The organism is Burkholderia sp. WAC0059 (assembly GCF_002870125.1).
Lineage (GTDB): Bacteria > Pseudomonadota > Gammaproteobacteria > Burkholderiales > Burkholderiaceae > Paraburkholderia.
Genome location: NZ_PNEO01000013.1, coordinates 1 through 20,923, shown reverse-complemented (window position 1 = coordinate 20,923; position 20,923 = coordinate 1). Strand labels below are relative to the sequence as shown.

General features: G+C 67.3%; 16 protein-coding genes and 1 rRNA gene. 1 reads left to right on the top strand and 16 read right to left on the bottom strand.

Going from position 1 to position 20,923, the window contains the following annotated elements; translation table 11 throughout:
* Window positions 1-36: 36 nt before the first annotated feature.
* The 15 genes from CY652_RS14535 to CY652_RS14465 form a co-directional block, all read right to left on the bottom strand.
* Window positions 37-978 carry a D-alanine--D-alanine ligase gene (locus tag CY652_RS14535; protein WP_102131421.1) on the bottom strand — a complete coding sequence of 314 codons (942 nt, stop codon included), beginning with the start codon at window positions 976-978 and terminating at the stop codon, window positions 37-39.
* Window positions 975-2,366 carry a UDP-N-acetylmuramate--L-alanine ligase gene (gene murC / locus CY652_RS14530; RefSeq protein WP_102131420.1) on the bottom strand — a complete coding sequence of 464 codons (1,392 nt, stop codon included), beginning with the start codon at window positions 2,364-2,366 and terminating at the stop codon, window positions 975-977. Before murC ends, CY652_RS14535 begins: the two co-directional genes overlap by 4 nt.
* Complete coding sequence (murG, locus tag CY652_RS14525) at window positions 2,363-3,463, bottom strand: undecaprenyldiphospho-muramoylpentapeptide beta-N-acetylglucosaminyltransferase (protein ID WP_102131419.1); 1,101 nt, start codon at window positions 3,461-3,463, stop codon at window positions 2,363-2,365. Before murG ends, murC begins: the two co-directional genes overlap by 4 nt.
* 124 nt (window positions 3,464-3,587) lie before the next feature.
* On the bottom strand, window positions 3,588-4,856 hold the full coding sequence (gene ftsW, locus CY652_RS14520) for a putative lipid II flippase FtsW (protein ID WP_102131418.1): 1,269 nt from the start codon (window positions 4,854-4,856) through the stop codon (window positions 3,588-3,590).
* Window positions 4,853-6,373, bottom strand: coding sequence for a UDP-N-acetylmuramoyl-L-alanine--D-glutamate ligase (gene murD / locus CY652_RS14515; protein ID WP_102131417.1), 1,521 nt, complete (start codon window positions 6,371-6,373; stop codon window positions 4,853-4,855). The genes ftsW and murD overlap by 4 nt, the downstream gene beginning before the upstream one ends.
* A 14-nt stretch (window positions 6,374-6,387) precedes the next feature.
* The gene (gene mraY / locus CY652_RS14510) at window positions 6,388-7,557 is read right to left on the bottom strand and encodes a phospho-N-acetylmuramoyl-pentapeptide-transferase (protein WP_102131416.1); all 1,170 of its coding nucleotides are present in this window, start codon (window positions 7,555-7,557) and stop codon (window positions 6,388-6,390) included.
* Window positions 7,558-7,574: 17 nt separating this feature from the next.
* Window positions 7,575-8,987 (bottom strand): UDP-N-acetylmuramoyl-tripeptide--D-alanyl-D-alanine ligase, encoded by a 1,413-nt coding sequence (locus CY652_RS14505; protein ID WP_102131415.1) that lies wholly within the window; start codon window positions 8,985-8,987, stop codon window positions 7,575-7,577.
* The gene (locus tag CY652_RS14500; RefSeq protein ID WP_102131414.1) at window positions 8,984-10,540 is read right to left on the bottom strand and encodes a UDP-N-acetylmuramoyl-L-alanyl-D-glutamate--2,6-diaminopimelate ligase; all 1,557 of its coding nucleotides are present in this window, start codon (window positions 10,538-10,540) and stop codon (window positions 8,984-8,986) included. The genes CY652_RS14505 and CY652_RS14500 overlap by 4 nt, the downstream gene beginning before the upstream one ends.
* Window positions 10,537-12,414: a peptidoglycan D,D-transpeptidase FtsI family protein gene (locus CY652_RS14495; RefSeq protein WP_102131413.1), complete on the bottom strand. Its 1,878-nt coding sequence runs from the start codon at window positions 12,412-12,414 to the stop codon at window positions 10,537-10,539. Before CY652_RS14495 ends, CY652_RS14500 begins: the two co-directional genes overlap by 4 nt.
* Window positions 12,411-12,767 carry a cell division protein FtsL gene (gene ftsL / locus CY652_RS14490; RefSeq protein WP_102131412.1) on the bottom strand — a complete coding sequence of 119 codons (357 nt, stop codon included), beginning with the start codon at window positions 12,765-12,767 and terminating at the stop codon, window positions 12,411-12,413. Before ftsL ends, CY652_RS14495 begins: the two co-directional genes overlap by 4 nt.
* The gene (gene rsmH, locus CY652_RS14485) at window positions 12,764-13,705 is read right to left on the bottom strand and encodes a 16S rRNA (cytosine(1402)-N(4))-methyltransferase RsmH (protein WP_102131411.1); all 942 of its coding nucleotides are present in this window, start codon (window positions 13,703-13,705) and stop codon (window positions 12,764-12,766) included. The genes ftsL and rsmH overlap by 4 nt, the downstream gene beginning before the upstream one ends.
* A 26-nt stretch (window positions 13,706-13,731) precedes the next feature.
* The gene (gene mraZ / locus CY652_RS14480; protein ID WP_102131410.1) at window positions 13,732-14,160 is read right to left on the bottom strand and encodes a division/cell wall cluster transcriptional repressor MraZ; all 429 of its coding nucleotides are present in this window, start codon (window positions 14,158-14,160) and stop codon (window positions 13,732-13,734) included.
* Between the two features lie 388 nt (window positions 14,161-14,548).
* Window positions 14,549-15,205: a 2-polyprenyl-3-methyl-6-methoxy-1,4-benzoquinone monooxygenase gene (gene coq7, locus CY652_RS14475; protein ID WP_102131409.1), complete on the bottom strand. Its 657-nt coding sequence runs from the start codon at window positions 15,203-15,205 to the stop codon at window positions 14,549-14,551.
* Window positions 15,206-15,426: 221 nt separating this feature from the next.
* Window positions 15,427-17,100 carry a long-chain fatty acid--CoA ligase gene (locus tag CY652_RS14470; RefSeq protein WP_102131408.1) on the bottom strand — a complete coding sequence of 558 codons (1,674 nt, stop codon included), beginning with the start codon at window positions 17,098-17,100 and terminating at the stop codon, window positions 15,427-15,429.
* 153 nt (window positions 17,101-17,253) lie between these two features.
* Window positions 17,254-19,332 (bottom strand): molybdopterin-containing oxidoreductase family protein, encoded by a 2,079-nt coding sequence (locus CY652_RS14465; RefSeq protein ID WP_102131407.1) that lies wholly within the window; start codon window positions 19,330-19,332, stop codon window positions 17,254-17,256.
* Between the two features lie 183 nt (window positions 19,333-19,515).
* Here CY652_RS14465 and CY652_RS14460 point away from each other — a divergent pair, with 183 nt between their 5' ends.
* Window positions 19,516-20,709: a M20 aminoacylase family protein gene (locus tag CY652_RS14460; protein ID WP_102131406.1), complete on the top strand. Its 1,194-nt coding sequence runs from the start codon at window positions 19,516-19,518 to the stop codon at window positions 20,707-20,709.
* A gap of 125 nt (window positions 20,710-20,834) precedes the next feature.
* Here CY652_RS14460 and rrf read toward each other — a convergent pair.
* Window positions 20,835-20,923: ribosomal RNA gene (gene rrf / locus CY652_RS25205) — 5S ribosomal RNA — on the bottom strand; the annotation flags it as partial.

The following is a 20,923-nucleotide window of genomic DNA, read 5'->3' as shown; positions in this document are numbered from 1 at the left end:
CGTTGTTGCGTCCGATGACTTCGGTTGTCCGGTCGATCAGTCGTTGAGCGTCAGCGACAGCACCTTCACCACCAGTTCCTCGTAGCTGATGCCGACCGCGCGCGCCGCCTTCGGCGGCAGCGAGTGGTCGGTCATGCCCGGCGCCGTGTTCACTTCCAGGAAATACGGATTGCCGGCCGCGTCCAGCATGAAATCGGCGCGGCCCCAGTCGGTGCAGCCCAGCACGTCGAACGCGCGGCGCGCAAGCACCTTCAGCCGCGCCTCCACGTCCGGCTCGACGCCGCACGGAATCAGGTACTGCGTCGTGTCGAGAATGTATTTCGCGTCGTAGTCGTAGAACTCGCCGGCCGGCACGATGCGGATCAGCGGCAGGTCGAGGTCGCCGGCAATGCACGCGGTGTACTCGCCGCCGCCTTCGATGCTCTTTTCCGCGAGCACGATCCGGTCGAACTGCGCGGCCTTCTCGAGCGCCGCCGGCAACTCGTCGGCGCGCTTGACCTTGATGACCGCGACGCTCGACCCCTCGCTCGCCGGCTTCACGAAGAGCGGCAGGCCGAGCTTCGCGACGATTTCCGCCGCGCGCGCCGCATAATCGTCGCCGCGCAGCACCGTCTCGAACGGCGGCGTCGGAATGCCGAGCTGCTGCCAGACGAGCTTGGTGCGGAACTTGTCGAGACCAAGCGCCGACCCGAGCACGCCGCTGCCCGTGTAGCGGATGCCGTAGAGGTCGAGCACGCCCTGGATCTGGCCGTTCTCGCCGTAGCCGCCGTGCAGCGCGTTGAACGCGCGCGCGAATCCTTCGTCCGTCAGCGCCGCGAGCGGCCGTTCGGCCGGGTCGAACGCGTGCGCGTCGATGCCGGCGCTGCGCAATCCCTGCAGCACGAGGCGGCCGGAATTGAGCGACACCTCGCGCTCGGCGGACACGCCGCCCAGCAACACCGCCACCTTGCCGAATTTTTGAGGATCGATCCCGCTCATTTCACACCTTCCTGTGCGATCCGGCCCGGCACGCCGCCGATCGAACCCGCGCCCATCGTAATCACCACGTCGCCCGCGCGTACCACCGCGGAAAGCGCATCCGGCACCTCGTCGACCGTCTCGACGAACACCGGCTCGATCTTGCCCGCCACGCGAATCGCGCGCGCAAGCGCCCGACCGTCGGCGGCGACGATCGGCGCCTCACCGGCCGCGTAGACATCGGTCAGCACCAGCGCGTCGACGGTGGACAGCACCTTCACGAAATCCTCGAAGCAGTCGCGCGTGCGCGTGAAGCGGTGCGGCTGAAAAGCCAGCACGAGACGCCGCTGCGGAAACGCGCCGCGCGCGGCTGCGATCGTCGCCGCCATCTCCACGGGGTGATGGCCGTAGTCGTCGATCAGCGTCCAGCTTCCGCCGTCGGCAAGGGCAATCTCGCCGTAGCGCTGGAAACGCCGGCCGACGCCGTTGAACTCGGCGAGCGCGCGCTGGATGTCGGCGTCCGCGACTTCGAGCTCGGTCGCGATGGCGATGGCCGCGAGCGCGTTCTGCACGTTGTGCGTGCCCGGCAGATTCAGCACGATGTCGAGCGGCGGCGCGTCCTCGCGCATCGTCGTGAAGTACATGCGGCCCTCGCGCGCCACGACGTTGACGGCGCGCACCTGCGCGTCGGCCGCGAAACCGTAGCGGATGATCGGCTTCGAGACGAACGGCAGGATTTCCTTCACGTTCGGATCGTCGACGCAGAGCACCGCGATGCCGTAGAACGGCAGCCGGTGCGTAAACTCGATGAACGCCTGCTTGAGCCGCGCGAAGTCGTGGCCGTAGGTGTCCATGTGGTCGGCGTCGATGTTCGTGATGACCTCGATCACCGGGAACAGGTTCAGGAACGACGCGTCGGACTCGTCCGCCTCGGCCACGATGAAGTCGCCCGTGCCGAGCCGCGCGTTGGCGCCCGCGCTGATGAGCCGCCCGCCGATCACGAAGGTCGGGTCGAGGCCGCCGGCGGCCAGCACGCTCGCCACGAGCGAGGTCGTCGTGGTCTTGCCGTGCGTGCCGGCGATCGCGATGCCCTGTTTCAGCCGCATCAGTTCCGCGAGCATCACGGCGCGCGGCACGATCGGGATGTGCCGCTGGCGTGCGGCAAGCACTTCCGGGTTGTCGCCGTGCACGGCTGTCGAGACGACCACGGCGTTCGCGCCGTCGATGTTGCGCGCGTCGTGACCGATCGAGACGCGCGCGCCGAGCCGGGCGAGGCGCTCGGTCGCCGGGTTGCGCGAGAGGTCGGAGCCGCTCACCTGATAGCCGAGATTGACGAGCACCTCGGCGATGCCGCTCATGCCCGCTCCGCCGATGCCGACGAAGTGAATGTGTTTGACGATATGTTTCATTGTGTTCCTCCCGGGCTCGCGCCAGCCGCGACCGCGCAGATGCCCGCGACCTGATCGGCGGCGTCGGGCCTGGCGAGCTCGCGCGCGCGCACGGCCATCGCGGCCAGCGTTTCGCGGGTCTGGCCGCGCAGCCAGTCGGCGAGCTTCTCGGCCGACAGGTCGCGTTGCTGCACCACCCGCGCCGCGCCCGCCCCGGCGAGAAACGCGGCATTGGTGGTCTGGTGATCGTCCACGGCGTACGGAAACGGCACGAAGTAAGCGGCCACGCCGACGGCGGCGATCTCCGCGACGGTCATCGCGCCGGCGCGGCAGATCACGAGATCGGCCTCCGCATAGGCGCGCGCCATGTCGTCGATGAACGGCACGAGCTGCACGTCGTCGCCGGCGGGCAAGCCCGCTTCGGCGTAATGGGCGCGCAGCGCGTCGATGTGCTTCGCGCCGGCCTGATGCACGACTCGCGCTCGCGCGTCGGGCGCGAGCAGCGCGAGCGCTTGCGGCACCACTTCGTTGAGCGCGGCCGCGCCAAGGCTGCCGCCTACGACCAGCAGCCGCAGCCGGCCCTCGCGCGCGGCATAGCGAGCCGCGGGCTCCGCGACGTGCGCCAGTTCCTCGCGGATCGGATTGCCGGTCCACTCCGCATGCGGCAACGCGTCCGGAAACGCGACCAGCACCCGCTTCGCCAGCTTCGCCAGCACGCGATTCGCGAGCCCGGCGATCGAATTCTGTTCGTGCAGCACGAGCGGACGGCCCGTCAGCACGCTCATCACGCCCGCCGGGAACGTGATGTAGCCGCCCATGCCGAGCACGACGTCGGGCTTCGCGCGCCGCAGCGCGGCGAGGCTCTGGATGCAGGCCCGCAACAGGTTGAGGGGCAACATCAACCTGGTCGCGACGCCCTTGCCGCGCACGCCGCCGAAACGCACGAACTCCATCGGGATGTCGTACTTCGGGACCAGCGTCGCCTCCATGCCGGCCGGATTGCCGAGCCAGACGACGCGCCAGCCCCACGCCCGCATGCGGTGCGCGACCGCGAGCCCGGGGAACACGTGCCCTCCGGTGCCGCCGGCCATCACCATCAGCGTGCGCGTTGCGGTCATACCTTCCCCCCACGCATCAGCACTGCATGACAAAACCGTTTGGGCTCCGGCCCGCTTCGCTTAACTTCGCGCGCGTCGCGCCCGAAGTTAGCCTGCGCCGAAATCGTGTGCCGCTGCGTGGGGGTCATACCTTCCCCCCACGCATCAGCACACGATTTTCATAATCCACGCGCATCAGGACGGCGATCGAAACGCAGTTCATCAGAATGCCCGAGCCGCCGTAACTCACGAGCGGCAGCGTCAACCCCTTGGTCGGCAGCAAGCCGAGATTCACGCCCATGTTGATGAACGCCTGCGCGCCGAACCACACGCCGAGCCCCTTCGCGACGAGCCCCGCGAACGTGCGGTCGAGCGCGAGCGCCTGGCGGCCGATCTCGAACGAGCGCCGCACGATCCAGTAAAACAGCAGGATCACGGCCAGCACACCGACGAAGCCGAGTTCCTCGCCGATCACCGCGAGAATGAAATCGGTGTGCGCCTCGGGCAGGTAGTTGAGCTTTTCGACGCTGCCGCCGAGGCCGACGCCGAACCACTCGCCGCGGCCGAACGCGATCAGCGAGTGCGTGAGCTGGTAGGCCTTGCCCTGGGCGTAGCGGTCGTCCCACGGATCGAGGTAGGCGAAAATTCGCGCGCGCCGCCACGGCGAGAGCCAGACGAGCAGCGAGAACGTGCCGATCGCCGTCGCAACGAGCCCGCCGAACAGCTTGCCGTTCACGCCGCCGAGGAACAGCACGCCCATGGCGATCGCCGCGATCACCATGAACGCGCCCATGTCCGGCTCGAGCAGCAGCAGCAGGCCGACCGCCCCGACCGCGAACGCCATCGGCAAAAAGCCCTTCGCGAAGCTGTGCATGTATTCCTGCTTGCGCACCGTGTAGTTCGCGGCATAGATCGTCACCGCGAGCTTCATGACCTCGGACGGCTGCATGTTCGTAATGCCGAGCGGAATCCAGCGCCGCGCGCCGTTCACGCCCTTGCCGATGTGAGGAATCAGCACGACCACGAGCGCGGCCAGCACGATGAGGAAGAGCTTCGGCGCGTAGCGGTCCCAGGTCGACACCGGAATGCGGAACACCACGAAGGCGGCCGCGGCGCCGATCGTGACCGACACGACGTGGCGCACGAGGAACGCATAGTTGTGATACGCCGCATACCGCGGCGCGTCGGGCATCGCGATCGACGCCGAATAAACCATGACAATGCCGAGGCCGAGCAGCGCGATCGCCACCCAGAGCAGCGAATAGTCGTAGTCGAGCATGCGCGAGCGCGCGGGGCGCACGCCGTTCACGACGCTCGCGATCCCGCCCGTGCGCGGCGACGCGCTGGCAACCGGCGCTCCGCCGCCCTGTCGCGTCAGACGGGCGCCGAAGTCAAAACGTTCCGACCAGCTCATATCATCGTTCCCCGTTCCGCGGCAATTTCCTCGACCGTTTCGCGAAACACCGCCGCCCGGTGTGCGTAGTCGTTGAACATGTCGAAGCTCGCGCAGGCCGGAGAAAGCAGCACGACGTCGCCCGGCTGCGCGAGCGCGGTCGCCGCGCGCGTGGCCGCCTCGAGCGTCGGCTCGTCGCGCAGCTCGATGCCCGTCGAGGCAAGCGCCGCCCGGATGAGCGGCGCGTCGCGCCCGATCAGCATGACCGTGCGGCACCAGCGCGCCACCGGCGCCGCGAGCGGCGCGAAGTCCTGCCCCTTGCCGTCGCCGCCCGCGATCAGCACGGCACGCTGGGCCAGCCCGTCGAGCGCGGCTACCGTCGCGCCGACGTTCGTGCCCTTGCTGTCGTCGACGTAGTCGATGCCGTCGATCGACGCGATCTGCTCGACGCGGTGCGGTTCGCCCCGGTATTCGCGCAGGCCGTGCAGGAGCGGCGCGGCGGGTAAGCCGACCGCGCGGGCGAGCGCGAGCGCGGCGAGCGCGTTGGCCGCGTTGTGCAGCCCGCGAATGCGCAGCGCGTCGGCCGGCATCAGGCGCTTGAGACCGAGGTCCGGAGCAGCCGTCGGCGCCTGCCGGCGGCGCCGCGCCGACACCGGCTCGTCGGTCGCGTCGCGGTCGTGCGCCTCGACGAGCCACAGCATGCCGTTCTCGCGCAGCACGCCGTAATCGCCGTCTCGCTGCGGCTCGTTCAGGCCGAACGTGATCGTCCGGGCCTGCTCTTCGCCATCGGCAGACGACGCGAAGGCCATGACGCGCGCATCGTCGCGATTGAGCACGCGCGCGGTCCGCGGCCCGAAAATGCGCCCCTTCGCGGCTGCGTAGGCGTCGAGCCCGCCGTGCCAGTCGAGATGGTCCTGCGTGATGTTGAGAAGCGCCGCCGCGTCGGGTTCGAACGTGTGCGCCGTCTCGAGCTGGAAGCTCGACAATTCGAGCACCCAGACGTCGGGCAGCGCGTTCTGGTCGATCGCCCCGGTCAGCTTGTCGAGCACGGCCGGACTGATGTTGCCGGCCACCGCGACGCGCTTGCCCGCGCGCTCGCAGAGCTTGCCGGTCAGGCTCGTCGTCGTGGTCTTGCCGTTCGTGCCCGTAATCGCGAGCACCTTCGGCGCGTAGCCGCTTTCGCCCAGCCGGCGCAGCGCCTGCGCGAAGAATTCGAGTTCGCCCCACACCGGGATACCGCGCTCGCGCGCCGCCGTGACGAGCGGCAGCAGATCGGCCGAGAACGGCGAAAGCCCGGGACTGATCGCCACCAGCTCGACGCCTGCGAGCAGCGCGGTCGAGAACGGCCCGCCGGCGAAGTCGGCGTCGATACCGTGCGCGGCGAGCTGCGGAAGGTTGGGCGGAGCCTGCCGGGTATCGGCGACGCGCAGGCGGCAGCCGTGCCGCGCACACCAGCGCGCCATCGCGAGCCCGGACTCACCGAGCCCCAGCACGAGCACCATCGGCTTTTGCCGATCCCGAAACTTCTCGCCGAACATCGCTTGCTTTCCCTTTAACGCAGTTTGAGCGTGGACAGACCGAACAGACAGAGCATCAGCGTGACGATCCAGAAGCGCACGACCACCTGGGTCTCCTTCCAACCCGACAGCTCGAAATGGTGATGCAGGGGCGCCATCCGGAAGATGCGCCGCCCCTCGCCGTAACGGCGCTTCGTGTACTTGAACCAGGTGACTTGCAGCATCACGGAAAGCGTCTCCGCCACGAACACGCCGCCCATGATGAAGAGCACGATTTCCTGACGCACGATCACGGCGACCGTGCCGAGCGCGCCGCCCAGCGCGAGCGCGCCGACGTCGCCCATGAACACCTGGGCCGGATACGTGTTGAACCAGAGGAACGCGAGCCCCGCGCCGCCGATCGCCGAGCAGAAGATCAGCAGCTCGCCCGCGCCGGGAATGTGGGGAAACAGCAGGTATTTCGAGTAGACCGAGCTGCCCATCACGTAGGCGAACACGCCGAGCGACGCGCCCACGAGCACGACCGGCATGATGACGAGCCCGTCGAGGCCGTCGGTGAGATTCACGGCGTTGCTCGCCCCGACGATGACGAAGTAGGTGAGCGCGATGAAGCCCCAGACGCCGAGCGGATAACTGATCGACTTGAGGAACGGCAGCATCAGGTCGGCGCGCGCCGGCAGACCTATCGAGAGGCCGCTTCGCACCCACGCCATGAACAGGTCGAACACGCCCACGTTGCTCGCCTCCGACACGCTGAACGCCAGATAAACGGCGGCAAAGAGCCCGATCACCGACTGCCAGAAATATTTCTCGCGCGAGGACATGCCGCGCGGGTCCTTGTGGACGACCTTGCGATAGTCGTCGACCCAGCCGATCACACCGAAGCCGAACGTGACGAGCATCACGATCCAGATGAAGCGGTTCGTCAGATCGCCCCAGAGCAGCGTGGAAACCGCGACGCCGATGAGAATCAGCACGCCGCCCATCGTCGGCGTGCCCGACTTCACCAGATGCGTCTGCGGGCCGTCCTTGCGCACCGCCTGACCGACCTTCATCGCGGTCAGCTTGCGGATCACCCACGGGCCGCAGACGAGCCCGATCAGCAGCGCGGTGATGGTGGCCATCACCGCGCGGAACGTTAAATAACTGAACACGCGCAAGAAGCTTGCGTCATTCTGCAGCCATTGCGCCAGCGCCAGTAGCATGCCCGGGGTCCTTTCCTTCAATGCGCGCCGGACGTCGTGTCCGGCGCGGGGTTGTGCGGACTCGCGAGTCCCGCGACCACGCGTTCCATCTGCATGAAACGCGAGCCCTTCACGAGTATCGTTGCGGCCGGTCCGTACCCGGCCTGCTCCAGCATTTCGACCAGTTCGGCCGCGCTCGCCGCGTGGCGGGCGCCGGCGCCCCAGGCGGCGGCCATTTCGCGCGACGCTTCGCCGAGCGTGTAGAGCGCGTCGATGCCGCGCTCCTTCGCGTAGGCACCCACCTCGCGATGAAATTCGGGGCCGTTGTCGCCGACTTCGCCCATGTCGCCCATCACGAGCACGCGCGGCGACGGCTGCTGCGCCAGCACGTCGACGGCCGCGCGCGCCGAATCGGGATTCGCGTTGTAGGTGTCGTCGATCACCGTTGCGCCCGCGAGCGCGCCGAGCGCGGCCCGCTTGACCTGGAGCCGCCCTTTCACCGGCTCGAATGCCTCGAGCCCACGACGGATCGCGTCGGCCGACACGCCCGCGGCCAGCGCCGCCGCCGTCGCCGCGAGCGCGTTGTGGGCGTTGTGGGCGCCGAGCGCCTGCAGCGTCGCTTCGATGCGGCCCTGCGGCGTGTCGATGGCAAGCCGGTTGCCCGTCAGCACGCCGGTGACGGCCGCCGCCGTCGCGCGCCCGGGCAGGTGCAGCGCGAAATCGACGACCGGATTGCCGGTCGCGGCGACGCGCCAGATGCCGGCGTAGGCGTCGTCGGCCGGGAACACCGCCGTGCCGCCCGGCAACAGGGCGTGGATTACGCTCGCGTGCTCGAGCGCGACGGCCTCGACCGTCGCCATGAATTCCTGGTGCTCGCGCTGGGCGTTGTTGACGACCGCCACGGCCGGCGCAGCGAGACGCGCAAGTTGCTGCGTTTCGCCCGGGTGGTTCATGCCGAGCTCGATCACCGCGAGGCGATGCCCGGCAGCGAGACGCAGCAGCGTGAGCGGCAGGCCGATGTCGTTGTTGAAGTTGCCGGCCGTCGCGAGCCGGGCGGGCTCGCCGACCTCGGCCGCGAAGATCGACGCGATCATTTCCTTCACGGTCGTCTTGCCGTTGCTGCCCGTCACCGCGACGAGCGGCAGCGTGAAGCGCCGGCGCCAGCCCTGCGCGAGCGCGCCGAGCGCCGCGCGCGTATCCGCGACGAGCAGCGCCGGCAGACGTCCGTCGCTCGGGCTGCGCGAAACGAGCGCCGCGCTCGCGTGGCGACCGGCGACGTCGGGCAGGAAATCGTGCGCGTCAAAGCGCTCGCCCCTGAGCGCGACGAACAGATCGCCGGGCCCGACCGTGCGGCTGTCGGTCGACACGCGCGCGAACGTCGTCGACGCGTCGCCGAGCACGCTCGCGCCCGGAATCAGCGCCACCGCCTCACGCAGGGAAAGCATCGTCATTCGCCACCTCCACGCCCCTGCGTCGCGCGGGCCGCGAGCGCCAGACGCGCGTGATCCTGATCGGAAAACGCGCGCTTCTTGCCCATGATTTCCTGGGTCGCCTCGTGCCCCTTGCCCGCCAGCACGACGACGTCCTCGCGCGCCGCGCTGCGGACCGCCTGCAGGATCGCACTCGCGCGGTCCTCGATGCGCCGCGCCTTCACGACCTCGCGCATGCCGCCGACGATCTGGTCGATGATCGCCGCGGGCGCCTCGCTGCGCGGGTTGTCGCTCGTCACGACGACGCAGTCGGCGAGGCGCTCGGCAATCGCTCCCATCAACGGCCGCTTGGCCGCGTCGCGATCGCCGCCGCAGCCGAACATGCAGATCAGCCGGCCGCCCCGCGCCTTCGCGATGGGGCGCAGGGCGTCGAGCGTCTTTTCCAGCGCGTCGGGCGTATGGGCGTAGTCGATCACGACGAGCGGCTCGTCGCGATCGAGCCGGCCGCCGAGGCGCTGCATCCGCCCGTTCACGGGTTCGAGCCGCGCGAGTTCGGCCAGCGCGCGCTCGAGCGACACGCCCGGCAAGCCGGAGCCGAGCAGCGCGCCGAGCACGCCGAGCAGATTGCTCACGTTGAAGAGGCCGAGCGTCCGCACCTCGACGTCCGCGTCGCCCCAGTCGGACGTCTGCAGACGGAACGCCGTGCCCGCCTCCGTCGCGCGCACGCCGGAGGCCCGCAACCAGGCGTCGGCGGCGGGCGTATCGGCCGCGCGCATGTCCACGCCGCAAGCGATCGTGCGCACCTTGCCGCGCGTCTGCGCGAGCAGCCGGCGGCCGGCCGCGTCGTCGGCGTTGATCACCGCACAGCGCAGCCCGGACCACGCGAACAGGCGCGCCTTGGCCGCCTCGTAGGCTTCGAACGTGCGGTGATAATCCAGATGATCCTGGGTCAGATTCGTGAAGACGGCGACGTCGAATGCCGTGCCGTTGGCGCGGCCCTGATGCAGCGCGTGCGACGACACTTCCATCGCCACCGCGTCGGCGCCGGCGCTGCGCAACTGCGCGAGACTGCGTTGCAACTGCGGCGCATCGGGCGTCGTGAAACCCGTGTGCACGAGCTGTCCCGGCATCCCGCTGCCGAGCGTGCCGATGACCGCGCAGCGCGCGCCGAGCCCGGTCAGCGCCGAGGCGATCCACTGGCTGCAAGACGTCTTGCCGTTCGTGCCGGTCACGCCGACGACGAGCATCGCGTCGCTCGGGTCGCCGTACCAGCCGCTCGCGATCTCGCCGGCCAGCCCGTCGAGCCCCGGCACCGCGAGCGAGCGCGACGCGTCCGGGGCGCCGTCGAACCCTTCCGGCTGATACAGCACCATGGCCGCACCGCGCCCGATCGCGTCGGCGATGAACGGCCGGTTGTCGGCACCGTCGACGGCGTAGGCGAAGAAAACGTCGCCCGGCTTCAGCGCGCGCGTATCGGCGTGCAGGTCGGCCTGCGGCCGCACGCGAGCGCGCAGTGCGGCGAGCGCACCGGCAATCTGCCCGTGCGCCGGATGGGCGGTGCGCACTGCGCTCATCGGACGACTCCGGGACGATTTCTCGCGTCATCGGCGACGGTCATGCGCCGGGCGGCGAGTGCTTCCTTCGTTCCGCCCAGCCGGTCGACGACCTTCACGGGCCGCGCCGCCAGCGCGGCGGAGTCCGGCGCGTTCGGGTCGGACACCACCATCGGCTTGATCGGCATGTTGGGCGGCACGTTCAGCGAGCGCAGCGTGGCGCCGACGATCGCCGAAAACACGGGACCCGAGACCTGGCCGCCGAAGTGGCTGCCCTCCGTCGGCTCGTCGACCGTGACGGCGACGACGATGCGCGGATTCGGCATCGGCGCCATGCCGACGAACGACGCGCGGTACTTCGACTTGTCGTAGCCGCGGCCCTCGTGCTTGTACGCCGTACCGCTCTTGCCGCCCACGCGATAACCCGGCACGGCGGCCTCGGGCGAGGTGCCGCCCGGCGCCGTCACCAGTTCGAGCATGGCTCGGACCTCGCGCGCCGTCGTCGGCGAGAACACCTGCGGGCCCGACACCGGCTGGTTGTCGGGCCGCTTGAAGATCGTCACCGGCATGAGCTGCCCGTCGTGGGCGATCGCCGTGTAGCCGCGTGCAAGCTGGAACAGCGACGCCGACAGGCCATAGCCGTACGACATCGTCGCCTGTTCGATGCGGCGCCAGCTCTGCCAGGGGCGCACGACCCCCGGCGCCGCGCCGGGGAAGCCGACTTTCGGCGCCTGACCGAGTCCGATGGTGGTGTACATGTCCCACATCTCTTCGGGCTTGAGCGTCATCGCGATCTTCGTCGCGCCGATGTTGCTCGACTTCTGGATCACGCCGCCGATGGTCAGCACGCCGAACGGGGCGTCGTCGGTGATGGTCGCGCCGTCCAGCACGAGACGCCCATTTCCCGTATCCACCAGTGTAGTCGGCGAGACGCGGTGCAGATCGAGCGCGAGCGAAATCGTGAACGGCTTCATGATGGAGCCGGGCTCGAACACGTCGGTCAGCGCGCGGTTGCGAAGCTGGTCGCCGGTGAGATGCGAGCGGTCGTTCGGGTTGTAGGTCGGATAATTGACGAGCGCGAGCACTTCGCCGGTGCGCACGTCGACCACCATCGCCGCGCCGTCCTTCGCGTGGAACTGCTCCACGGCGTTTTTCAGGTTCGTGTATGCGATGTACTGGATCTTGCTGTCGATCGACAGCACGACGTCCTGCCCGTCGTGCGGCACCACCTGCTCGTCGACGTCCTCGACGATGTGTCCGAGCCGGTCCTTGATGACGTGACGGATGCCGGGCACGCCCGCGAGGATCTTCTGGTCGCTGAGCTCGACGCCCTCCTGGCCCTGGTCCTCGATGTTGGTGAAGCCGACGAGGTGAGCCGTGATTTCGCCCTCGGGATAGAACCGCTTGTATTCGTTGCGCTGATAGATGCCCGGAATGCCGAGCGCGAGCACCTTGGCCGCGACGTCGGGCGACACCTGGCGCTTGATGTAGACGAAGCCTCGGTCTTCCGAGAACTTCGCCCGCAGCTCGGTCGGCGTCATGTCGAGCAGTTGCCCGAGCTGGTCGAGCTTGTCGCCGCCGAGATCGTCGGGCACCGTATCGGGAATCGCCCAGATCGCGCGCGCCGGCAGGCTCGTGGCCAACACGAGGCCGTTGCGGTCGAGAATCTTCCCGCGCGTGGCCGGCATTTCGAGCGTGCGCTGGTAGCGGCTTTCGCCCTGCTTCTGATAGAACGCGTTGCCCGGGCCCTGGATCCAGAACGCGCGCGCAGCCAGCGCGACGAACGCCATGAACAGCATGAACACGACGAGCTTCGAGCGCCACATCGGCAGCCGGACCGAGAGGATCGGGTTCGCCGAGAACGCCACGCTCTTGCGGCTCGCGCCCTTTTTCATTGCGCGCCTCCCCGGCGACCGGCCGAGGCCGGAGCGGTCGAAGCCGGCGCCGAGACCGGCATCGGAGCGTCTTCGGCGCTGGCGGCGCCGGGCGGAAGAATCAGATATTGCGTGCGGCCGGTCGTGACGGGCAGCATCTTGAGCGAATCGGTAGCGATTTCCTCGATGCGCGAGGTCTTGGAAAGCGCGCTCTGCTGGTACTGAAGCTGAGCATAGTCCTGCTGGAGTTGCTGCTCCTGATCCTGGGCGCGCTGCAACTGGATGAACACCTCCCGCTGCTGGTTCGTCGCGTCGACGACCGACAGCGCACACCCGAGCACGACGATCAGAAGGAAGATGTTCAGGCGGTTCATGGCGTGATGCGCTCCGCGACGCGCATCACCGCCGAGCGGGCGCGCGGGTTCGCGGCCACTTCGGCGTCGCCGGCGAACACGCGGCCGAGGAGCCGCAGCGGGGGACTCGGCAGGTCGACGGCGCGAATCGGCAGGCGGCGGTCGACCACAGGCGCACGGGCGTGCGTCTGCATGAATCGCTTGACGATCCGGTCCTCGAGCGAATGAAAGCTGATGACCACCAGCCGCCCCCCTTGCTCCAACAGCGCCAATGCCGCCTCTAGAACGACCTGCAGCTCCGCAAGCTCTTGATTGACGTGAATCCGTATAGCCTGAAAGGTGCGGGTTGCCGGGTCCTTACCCTTCTCACGTGTCTTGACGACGTGAGCCACGATTTGGGCAAGCTCGCCCGTGCGCTCGAGAGGCCCGAGACGGTCGGACTCTGACCGGCGAGCAACAATCGCCTTTGCAATCTGAAAAGCAAACCGTTCTTCCCCATAATCTCGTATCACCTCCGTCAGTTCCTGCACCGTGGCCCGGGCGAGCCAGGCCGCCGCCGATTCGCCCCGCGTCGGGTCCATCCGCATGTCGAGCGGACCGTCGGCGCGAAAGCTGAAGCCGCGCTGCGTGTCGTCGACCTGCGGCGACGACACGCCGAGATCCAGCAAGATTCCCGACACGCGCCCTACCCCGCGCGACGCCAGCGCGTCGCGCAGCGAAGCAAAACTCTCATGCACGATGGCGAACCGCGCGTCGCCGATCCCGGCGGCCGTCGCGATGGCCTGCGGGTCCTTGTCGAACGCGATCAGCCGACCCGCGTCGCTGAGCTGCGACAGCACCGCCCGACTGTGGCCGCCGCGACCGAACGTGCCGTCGACGTAAATGCCGTCCGCGCGCGTCACGAGCGCCTCAACCGCCTCGTCGAGCAGCACCGTGCGATGCTGCAGTTCCCGTCCCATCGCCGGTGCCATATCGAAAACCGCGATCAGAACGTGAAATTCTTCAGGGCGTCCGGCATGCCCTGCGCCATGGCCGACTGCTCCTTGGCGGCGTAGGTCTGCGCATCCCACAACTCGAAGTGACTTCCCATGCCGAGCAGCATGATTTCCTTCTCGAGACCGGCGGCGAGACGCAGTTCGGGCGACACGAGCACGCGGCCCGCGCTATCCAGATCGACGTCGGACGCGTTGCCGAGGAAGATGCGGCGCCACCAGTGCGCGTCCATCGGCAGCGCGGCGACCTTCGAGCGAAACACCTCCCATTCGGGGCGCGGAAACAGCAACAGGCAGCCGTCCGGGTGCTTGGTAATCGTCACCCGTCCTTCTGCCTGTCCTTGCAGCGCCTCCCGATAGCGGGACGGAACCGACATCCGTCCTTTCGCATCGAGCGTCAGCGCCGACGCCCCCTGGAACAATTCGCTCTCCCTCAATTCGCCAGCCGCGGCCGTTCAGTCAATAGCCAGGAAATCTACCCGAACGGACCGCAGAAATCACACAAAAATACACTTTCTCACACTGCTTCCCACTTTAGAGGAACGCCTAACGAGGGTCAAGGGAGAAACGCCGTTTTGACGTTAAATTTGTTCGTTAGAACAAAGACTTAGCGCCGCTTCCTCAAGTCCGGGAAGAAAAATCGAAAACCGTTACGAATGAATGATCTAGTGCAGGTTGTGAAGGTAAAACCTGAGAAGCGGAGGGGAAACGGGCGTGGCGCGGGCGTTCGGGCGGGAACGAAAGGCGGGAGGGAAAGGCAGCTTGCATGGGCAAACGGAGCGGCGCGATCGCCGCTCCGTCATGGCTGCTTTAGATGTAATACGCGGTCCGGGTCATCACTTTCGAGGCGACGCGCATGAGCGAGCGCACGGGAAGCGGCAGCTCGATGCCGCCGGCATCCACGGCGGTTTTCGCATGGGCGGCTTCGTCGATGCACATCTGCTCGACGACCGCGCGGGACTCGCGGTCGCCTTCCGGCAGGCTTTCCAGATGGCCGTCCAGATGCTGCTCGACCTGGCGTTCAGTCTCGGCCATGAAGCCGAGGCTCACCTTGTCGCCGAGGCGACCCGCCGCAAAACCGATCGCGAGTGCGCCGGCATACCAGAGCGGATTGAGCAGGCTCGGGCGGGAATCGAGCGCAACAAGGCGTCGGGCAGTCCAGGCAAGATGATCTTCTTCCTCGAGCGCCGCGCGCTCGAACGCCTCTTTCAACTCCGCGGAGCGCGTCGTGAGCTTCTGGGCCTGGTAGAGCGCCTGGGCGCACACCTCGCCGACATGGTTCACGCGCATCAGTCCGGCGGCATGAGCCCGCTCGGCGGGCGACAGGGCGGCGCGCTCGCCGTCTTCCGGATTGTCCTGCGCATCGTTACTGTCGTCCGGCACAGGCATGGGCCGCGTCATTCGGGAAACGCCCGTAATCGAGCGCAACCCCCGATCGAATTCGGTAATCAACTCGTCCAGCGTCATCCAGTTCCCTCCTTTCGATACCCAGCCGTTCCGATCCGGCGCGCCGTCGGGACAGCCGCGCCATCGTTCCGCGCCACAGGAACCAGCGGATCACCACCGCCCACCCGGGGCAGATTCATAGCTAACCGTAGATTTTAGCCGACGGGATACTGGCAAAACAATAAATTACAGAATGCTGACCCCGTTATTTCCACTCGCGCTGGTACGCGGATCGCGTGCGATTATGCGCTGCCGCTACGTAATTCGCGCCGCAAAATCTTTCCGACATTGGTTTTGGGCAGATCATCGCGAAATTCGACGAATCTCGGGCGCTTGTAGCCGGCCAACTGGCTCTTGCAGAAGGCGAACACGTCCGCCTCGGTGAGCTCGGGGTCCCGCTTCACGACGAAGAGCTTGACCGCTTCACCGGAATGCGCATCGGGCACGCCCACCGCGGCCACCTCGAACACGCCCGGCAGCTTCGCGACGACGTCCTCGATCTCGTTCGGATACACGTTGAAGCCCGACACGAGGATCATGTCCTTCTTGCGGTCCACGAGCTTCACGTAACCACGCTCGTCCATCGTTCCGATGTCGCCAGAGCGGAAAAAACCGTCCGGCGTCATGGCCCGCGCCGTCTCGTCCGGACGCTTCCAGTAGCCTGCCATCACCTGCGGACCGCGAATGCAGATTTCCCCCGCTTCGCCCAGCGGGACTTCGCTGCCGTCGTCGTCGCGGATCGAAATTTCCGTCGAGGGCAGCGGCACGCCGATCGTGCCGCCGTATTGCGTCACCGTGGTCGGGTTGCAGGTGACGGACGGCGACGTCTCCGACAGCCCGTAGCCTTCCACGATCGGCGTGTGCGTCTTCTCGTACCAGCGCTGCGCGACGGCCTCCTGCACGGCCATGCCGCCGCCGTTGGCGACGAGCAGTCGCGAAAAATCGAGCCGGTCGAAATCGGGGTGATTCAGCATCGCGTTGTAGAGCGTGTTGACGGCCGGAAAGGTCGTGACCGCGTAACCGCGCAACTGCCGGATCATGCCCGCGATGTCGCGCGGGTTCGGGACGAGCACGGCAAGGCTGCCGGTGCGGATCGTCAACAACCCGCAGATGGTCAGCGCGAACACGTGATAAAGCGGTAGCGCGGCAGCCGTGACGTACCGGGTAACGTCCGGACGCGTCATGTAGGCCGCCTCGAGCCAGGCCTCGGACTGAAGCACGTTGGCGACGAGATTGCGGTGCAGCAGCATGGCCCCCTTCGCGATGCCGGTCGTGCCGCCGGTGTACTGCAGGAAGGCGATGTCGTCGGGCCGCTGTTCGACCGGCGTGAACGTCAGGCCTGCGCCGGCCGCGAGCGCGTCGTTGAAGCGGACGTGGCCCGGCAGGCGCCAGGCCGGCACGAGCTTCTTCACCCGGCGCACGACGAAGTTCACGAGCGCGCCCTTCGCCCCGAGCAGATCGCCCATCGCCGCGACCACGACGTGCCGGATGCCCGTGCCGGCAATCACGGTCTCCAGCGTGCGGGCGAAGTTCTCGAGAATGACGATGGCTTCGGCGCCGCTGTCCTTCAACTGATGTTCGAGCTCGCGCGGCGTATAGAGTGGATTCACGTTGACCACCACGTAACCCGCCCGCAGTATCGCCACGAGAGCGACCGGATATTGCAGCACGTTGGGCATCATGATCGCGATGCGCGCGCCTCGCACGATCCCTTGAGCCTGCAACCAGGCGGCAAGCCGGCGCGACAGCGCGTCCAGCTCTCCGTAGCCGATTTGCCTGCCCATGCAGGCGAACGCAGGGTTCCCGCGATAGGCGCCGAAGCTTTCTTCGAGCAACGCGGTGAGGGACGCGTAGCGGGAGGGATCGATTTCCGTAGGGACGCCGGGCGGATAGGACTTCAGCCAGATTCTTTCCATGCGCCGTGTCTCCCCGTCTTTTCGAATGATCGTCCAGGAGCGCGGATCGTAGCATGCACGCTTCGCCCGCAAGCCGCGCGAAGGCGGGTTAGCGACGGCGCTCGAGTCGTCACGGCCCGGTTGCGCGGAACACAACCGGGCTTGTCCGTCTTCTCAGACCAGGCTCACTTCGACGAGACAATCGTAGAACGTCGCCGATCCGCCGAGATCGGTCAGCGCCTGGCTCGTGACCTGGTTCGCATTGCGGCCGTCCGGCGCGAGCTTTTTCCACCAGATCGACAGTCCGACGACAAGCCCCTCGCGCGCCCGGTCGGTCACGCGCGCGCGGGCGAGCATCGTGCCCCGGTCGTTGAAGACGCGCACCATCGCGCCGTCCCCGATGCCGCGGCGCACCGCGTCGAACGGATGCAGATCGACGTGCGGCTCGCCCTCGGTCGCCCGCAGGCTCTCGACGTTCACGAACGTGCTGTTCAGAAAATTGCGGGCCGGCGGCGAGATCATCGCAAGCGGATAGCGCGCTGCAAGCGCCGGCGCGTTTTCCGCCGATTCGTGGGGCGGCAGGTAGTCGGGCAGCGGGTCGAGCCCCTCCTTCGCAAGCGCCTCGCTGTAGAACTCGCATTTGCCCGAAGCCGTGCGAAAGCCGCCGTCGGCTAACGGCGCGTCGTCCAGTTTCAGCCGCGCCCAGCCCGTGCGCTTGAGCGAGGCCCAGTCGACACCCTCCAGCGCGGGATCGTCCCAGCGGAATGCGCGCGCCGCGACCTCGTCGTCGCTCTCGAACAGCGCCGGCTCCTGAAGCCCCATTTCACGGGCGATCGAGCGGAAGATTTCCGTATTGGGCCGCGCCTGCCCGACCGGCGCGATCGCGGGCAGATTCGCCATCACGTACGTGTGGCCGTACGACTTGTGCACGTCGAGATGTTCGAGTTGGGTCGTCGCCGGCAACAGGAGGTCGGCATAGTCGGCGGTATCGGTCTGGAACTGCTCGAGCACGATCGTGAACAGATCTTCGCGCGCGAAGCCGGCGGCCACCTTCTCCGAATCCGGCGCGACGGCGACCGGGTTGGAGTTGTAGACCACGATGGCCTCGATCTTCGGGCCGAACGCGCCGCCGCCCGGATGCGTGAGCGCGTCGCCGATCTGGTTCATGTTGACGACGCGCGGCAACCGCGTGGGCCATCCCGGCATCAGATCCGGACGCTGCAACGCGTTCGAATCGACGGGCATCCATCCCGACGACGACAGCAGCACGCCGCCCGACCGTTCGCGCCACGCACCCGTCAGCGCCGGCAGACAGGCAATCGCACGAACCGCGTTGCCGCCGCCGCGCACGCGCTGCAGGCCATAGTTCATCCGGATGGCGGCCTTGCGCGTCGAGGCGTACAGGCGGGCCAGATCGATCACGGTCTGCTCCGCGATGCCGCAGATGGCCGCCACGCGCGACGGCGTGTAAGTCAGCGCGCGCGCCTTCAACTGCTCGAAGCCGTACGTATGCGCGGCGATGTAGGCGTGATCGAGCCGATCTTCGGTGATCAGCACGTGCATCATGCCCAGCGCGAGCGCGCCGTCGGTGCCCGGCTTCAGCGCGACGTGCTGATGGCACTTTTCCGCCGTCAGCGAGCGGTACGGATCGATGGCGATCAGTTTTGCGCCGTTACGCCTGGCCTCCTGCGCGCGAGTCCAGAAATGCAGGTTCGAGGCAATCGGATTGGCGCCCCAGATCAAAATGACTTCGCTCTCGGCAAAGTATTCGGTATGCATGCCGATGCTCGCGCCATACGTATAGCGCAGGCCGGCCGCGCCGGCCGAGGCGCAGATGGCCCGATCGAGCCGCGACGCGCCGAGCTTGTGGAAAAAGCGCTGGGCGATGCTGTCGCCCTGCACGAGCCCCATCGTCCCGGCATAGCTGTAAGGCACGATCGCCTCCGGCGCGCGGCGCGCGATCTCCCCAAGCCGACCGGCCGCGAGCGCACAGGCCTCGTCCCAGCCGATCGGCTCGAAACGGCCCTCGCCCTTGGGCCCGACGCGCTTCATCGGCTGAGTCAGCCGGCGAGCATGATGAACACGCTCCGCATAGCGACTGACTTTGGTACAGAGCACGCCCTGGGTCGGCGGGTGATCGGGGTCGCCGGTCACCTTGACGGCCCGGCCGTTCTCGACGCTCACGCGCATCATGCAGGTGTCGGGACAGTCGTGCGGGCAGACGGCGCGGGCGAATTCGGTCGGGGCATTCATTGGAAAATGGGGAGCAGGAGCGTCCTGGGATCTTTCGATTGCTATCCCGATTTTATTACGTTCCGGCTTCAATTCCCGAGCCTGACGCTTTCGTCTTGCCGGGAAAAAAAACGTTGGGCGTAGAATGGATCGTCCAGACCCGTGCCCTGCGCCGGGTACAAACCTGCTCTAGCACAGTCCATCATGAAATTGATTCCGGAAATTCAGGCCGCTCAGGGCGAAATCCAGGCCCTCCGACGAACGATCCATGCGCATCCCGAGTTGCGCTACGAAGAAACACAGACCTCCGATCTCGTCGCCGCCAAGCTGGCCGAGTGGGGCATCGAAGTCCATCGAGGGCTCGGTAAAACCGGTCTGGTCGGCGTCCTGAAGCGGGGCAACGGCACCCGCTCGATCGGACTGCGCGCCGACATGGACGCGCTGCCGATCCGGGAGCTGAACACGTTCGAGCACCGTTCCCGCCACGACGGCAAGATGCACGCGTGCGGACACGACGGCCACACGGCGATGCTGCTCGGTGCGGCGCGACACCTGGCGAAGCATGGGGAGTTCGACGGCACCATCGTCTTCATTTTCCAGCCGGCGGAGGAAGGCGGAGCGGGCGCGCGATCGATGATCGAAGACGGCCTTTTCGAGCGATTCCCCGTCGATGCCGTTTTCGGCATTCATAACTGGCCGGGCATCCCGGCCGGCCACTTCGGCGTGACCGAGGGGCCGATCATGGCGTCGAGCAACGAATTCCGGATCAAGATCAGGGGAGTCGGCTCCCATGCGGCGCTGCCTCACAACGGACGGGATCCGGTGTTCACGGCCGTGCAGATCGCCAACGGCCTTCAGAGCATCATCACGCGCAACAAAAAACCCGTGGATACCGCGGTGCTTTCGATCACGCAGATCCGCGCGGGCGACGCCGTCAACGTGGTGCCGGACGAAGCGTGGCTTGCGGGCACGGTGCGGACGTTCACGGTACAAACGCTCGATCTGATCGAAACGCGGATGCGCAAAATCGTGGAAAACACGGTCGCGGCCTATGACTGCACCGCCGAGATCACGTTTCTGCGCAATTACCCTCCGACTGTAAACAGCAGCGCCGAAACGCAGTTTGCCGTCGAGGTCATGAATGAGGTGGTCGGAGCGGAGCGCGTCGACGATTCGGTCGAACCGACGATGGGTGCCGAGGACTTCTCGTTCATGCTGCTGGCCCGCCCAGGCTGCTACGCATTCCTCGGCAACGGAGACGGCGGCCATCGCGAAGCCGGACACGGAGCCGGCCCCTGCATGCTGCACAACGCGAGCTATGACTTCAACGATACGCTGTTGCCCGTCGGATCGACGTATTGGGTAAAACTGGCAACCCGTTTTTTGTCGCGGACGTAGGCTGCGGGCCTGCTTCTGAGTTGCTCCCAGGATTGCTGCTCTCCCGGGATCAGCAATCCTGGGGTCTAATACACGAAACCCCGCCGGTCTTATGAGGGCCGGCGGGGTCTGGTGAGGAGGGGGGAGCCTGACGATTACCTACTTTCACACGGGGATCCGCACTATCATCGGCGTGGAGTCGTTTCACGGTCCTGTTCGGGATGGGAAGGGGTGG

Excerpts from the sequence above, each read along its gene's own strand:
- murG (WP_102131419.1), bottom strand. The coding sequence starts at position 3,463 with ATGACCGCAACGCGCACGCTGATGGTGATGGCCGGCGGCACCGGAGGG.
- CY652_RS14500 (WP_102131414.1), bottom strand. The coding sequence starts at position 10,540 with ATGAGCGCAGTGCGCACCGCCCATCCGGCGCACGGGCAGATTGCCGGT.
- ftsW (WP_102131418.1), bottom strand. The coding sequence starts at position 4,856 with ATGAGCTGGTCGGAACGTTTTGACTTCGGCGCCCGTCTGACGCGACAG.
- murC (WP_102131420.1), bottom strand. The coding sequence starts at position 2,366 with ATGAAACATATCGTCAAACACATTCACTTCGTCGGCATCGGCGGAGCG.
- CY652_RS14495 (WP_102131413.1), bottom strand. The coding sequence starts at position 12,414 with ATGAAAAAGGGCGCGAGCCGCAAGAGCGTGGCGTTCTCGGCGAACCCG.
- CY652_RS14470 (WP_102131408.1), bottom strand. The coding sequence starts at position 17,100 with ATGGAAAGAATCTGGCTGAAGTCCTATCCGCCCGGCGTCCCTACGGAA.
- mraY (WP_102131416.1), bottom strand. The coding sequence starts at position 7,557 with ATGCTACTGGCGCTGGCGCAATGGCTGCAGAATGACGCAAGCTTCTTG.
- CY652_RS14505 (WP_102131415.1), bottom strand. The coding sequence starts at position 8,987 with ATGACGATGCTTTCCCTGCGTGAGGCGGTGGCGCTGATTCCGGGCGCG.
- rsmH (WP_102131411.1), bottom strand. The coding sequence starts at position 13,705 with ATGGGACGGGAACTGCAGCATCGCACGGTGCTGCTCGACGAGGCGGTT.
- ftsL (WP_102131412.1), bottom strand. The coding sequence starts at position 12,767 with ATGAACCGCCTGAACATCTTCCTTCTGATCGTCGTGCTCGGGTGTGCG.
- CY652_RS14535 (WP_102131421.1), bottom strand. The coding sequence starts at position 978 with ATGAGCGGGATCGATCCTCAAAAATTCGGCAAGGTGGCGGTGTTGCTG.
- CY652_RS14465 (WP_102131407.1), bottom strand. The coding sequence starts at position 19,332 with ATGAATGCCCCGACCGAATTCGCCCGCGCCGTCTGCCCGCACGACTGT.
- murD (WP_102131417.1), bottom strand. The coding sequence starts at position 6,373 with ATGTTCGGCGAGAAGTTTCGGGATCGGCAAAAGCCGATGGTGCTCGTG.
- coq7 (WP_102131409.1), bottom strand. The coding sequence starts at position 15,205 with ATGACGCTGGACGAGTTGATTACCGAATTCGATCGGGGGTTGCGCTCG.
- CY652_RS14460 (WP_102131406.1), top strand. The coding sequence starts at position 19,516 with ATGAAATTGATTCCGGAAATTCAGGCCGCTCAGGGCGAAATCCAGGCC.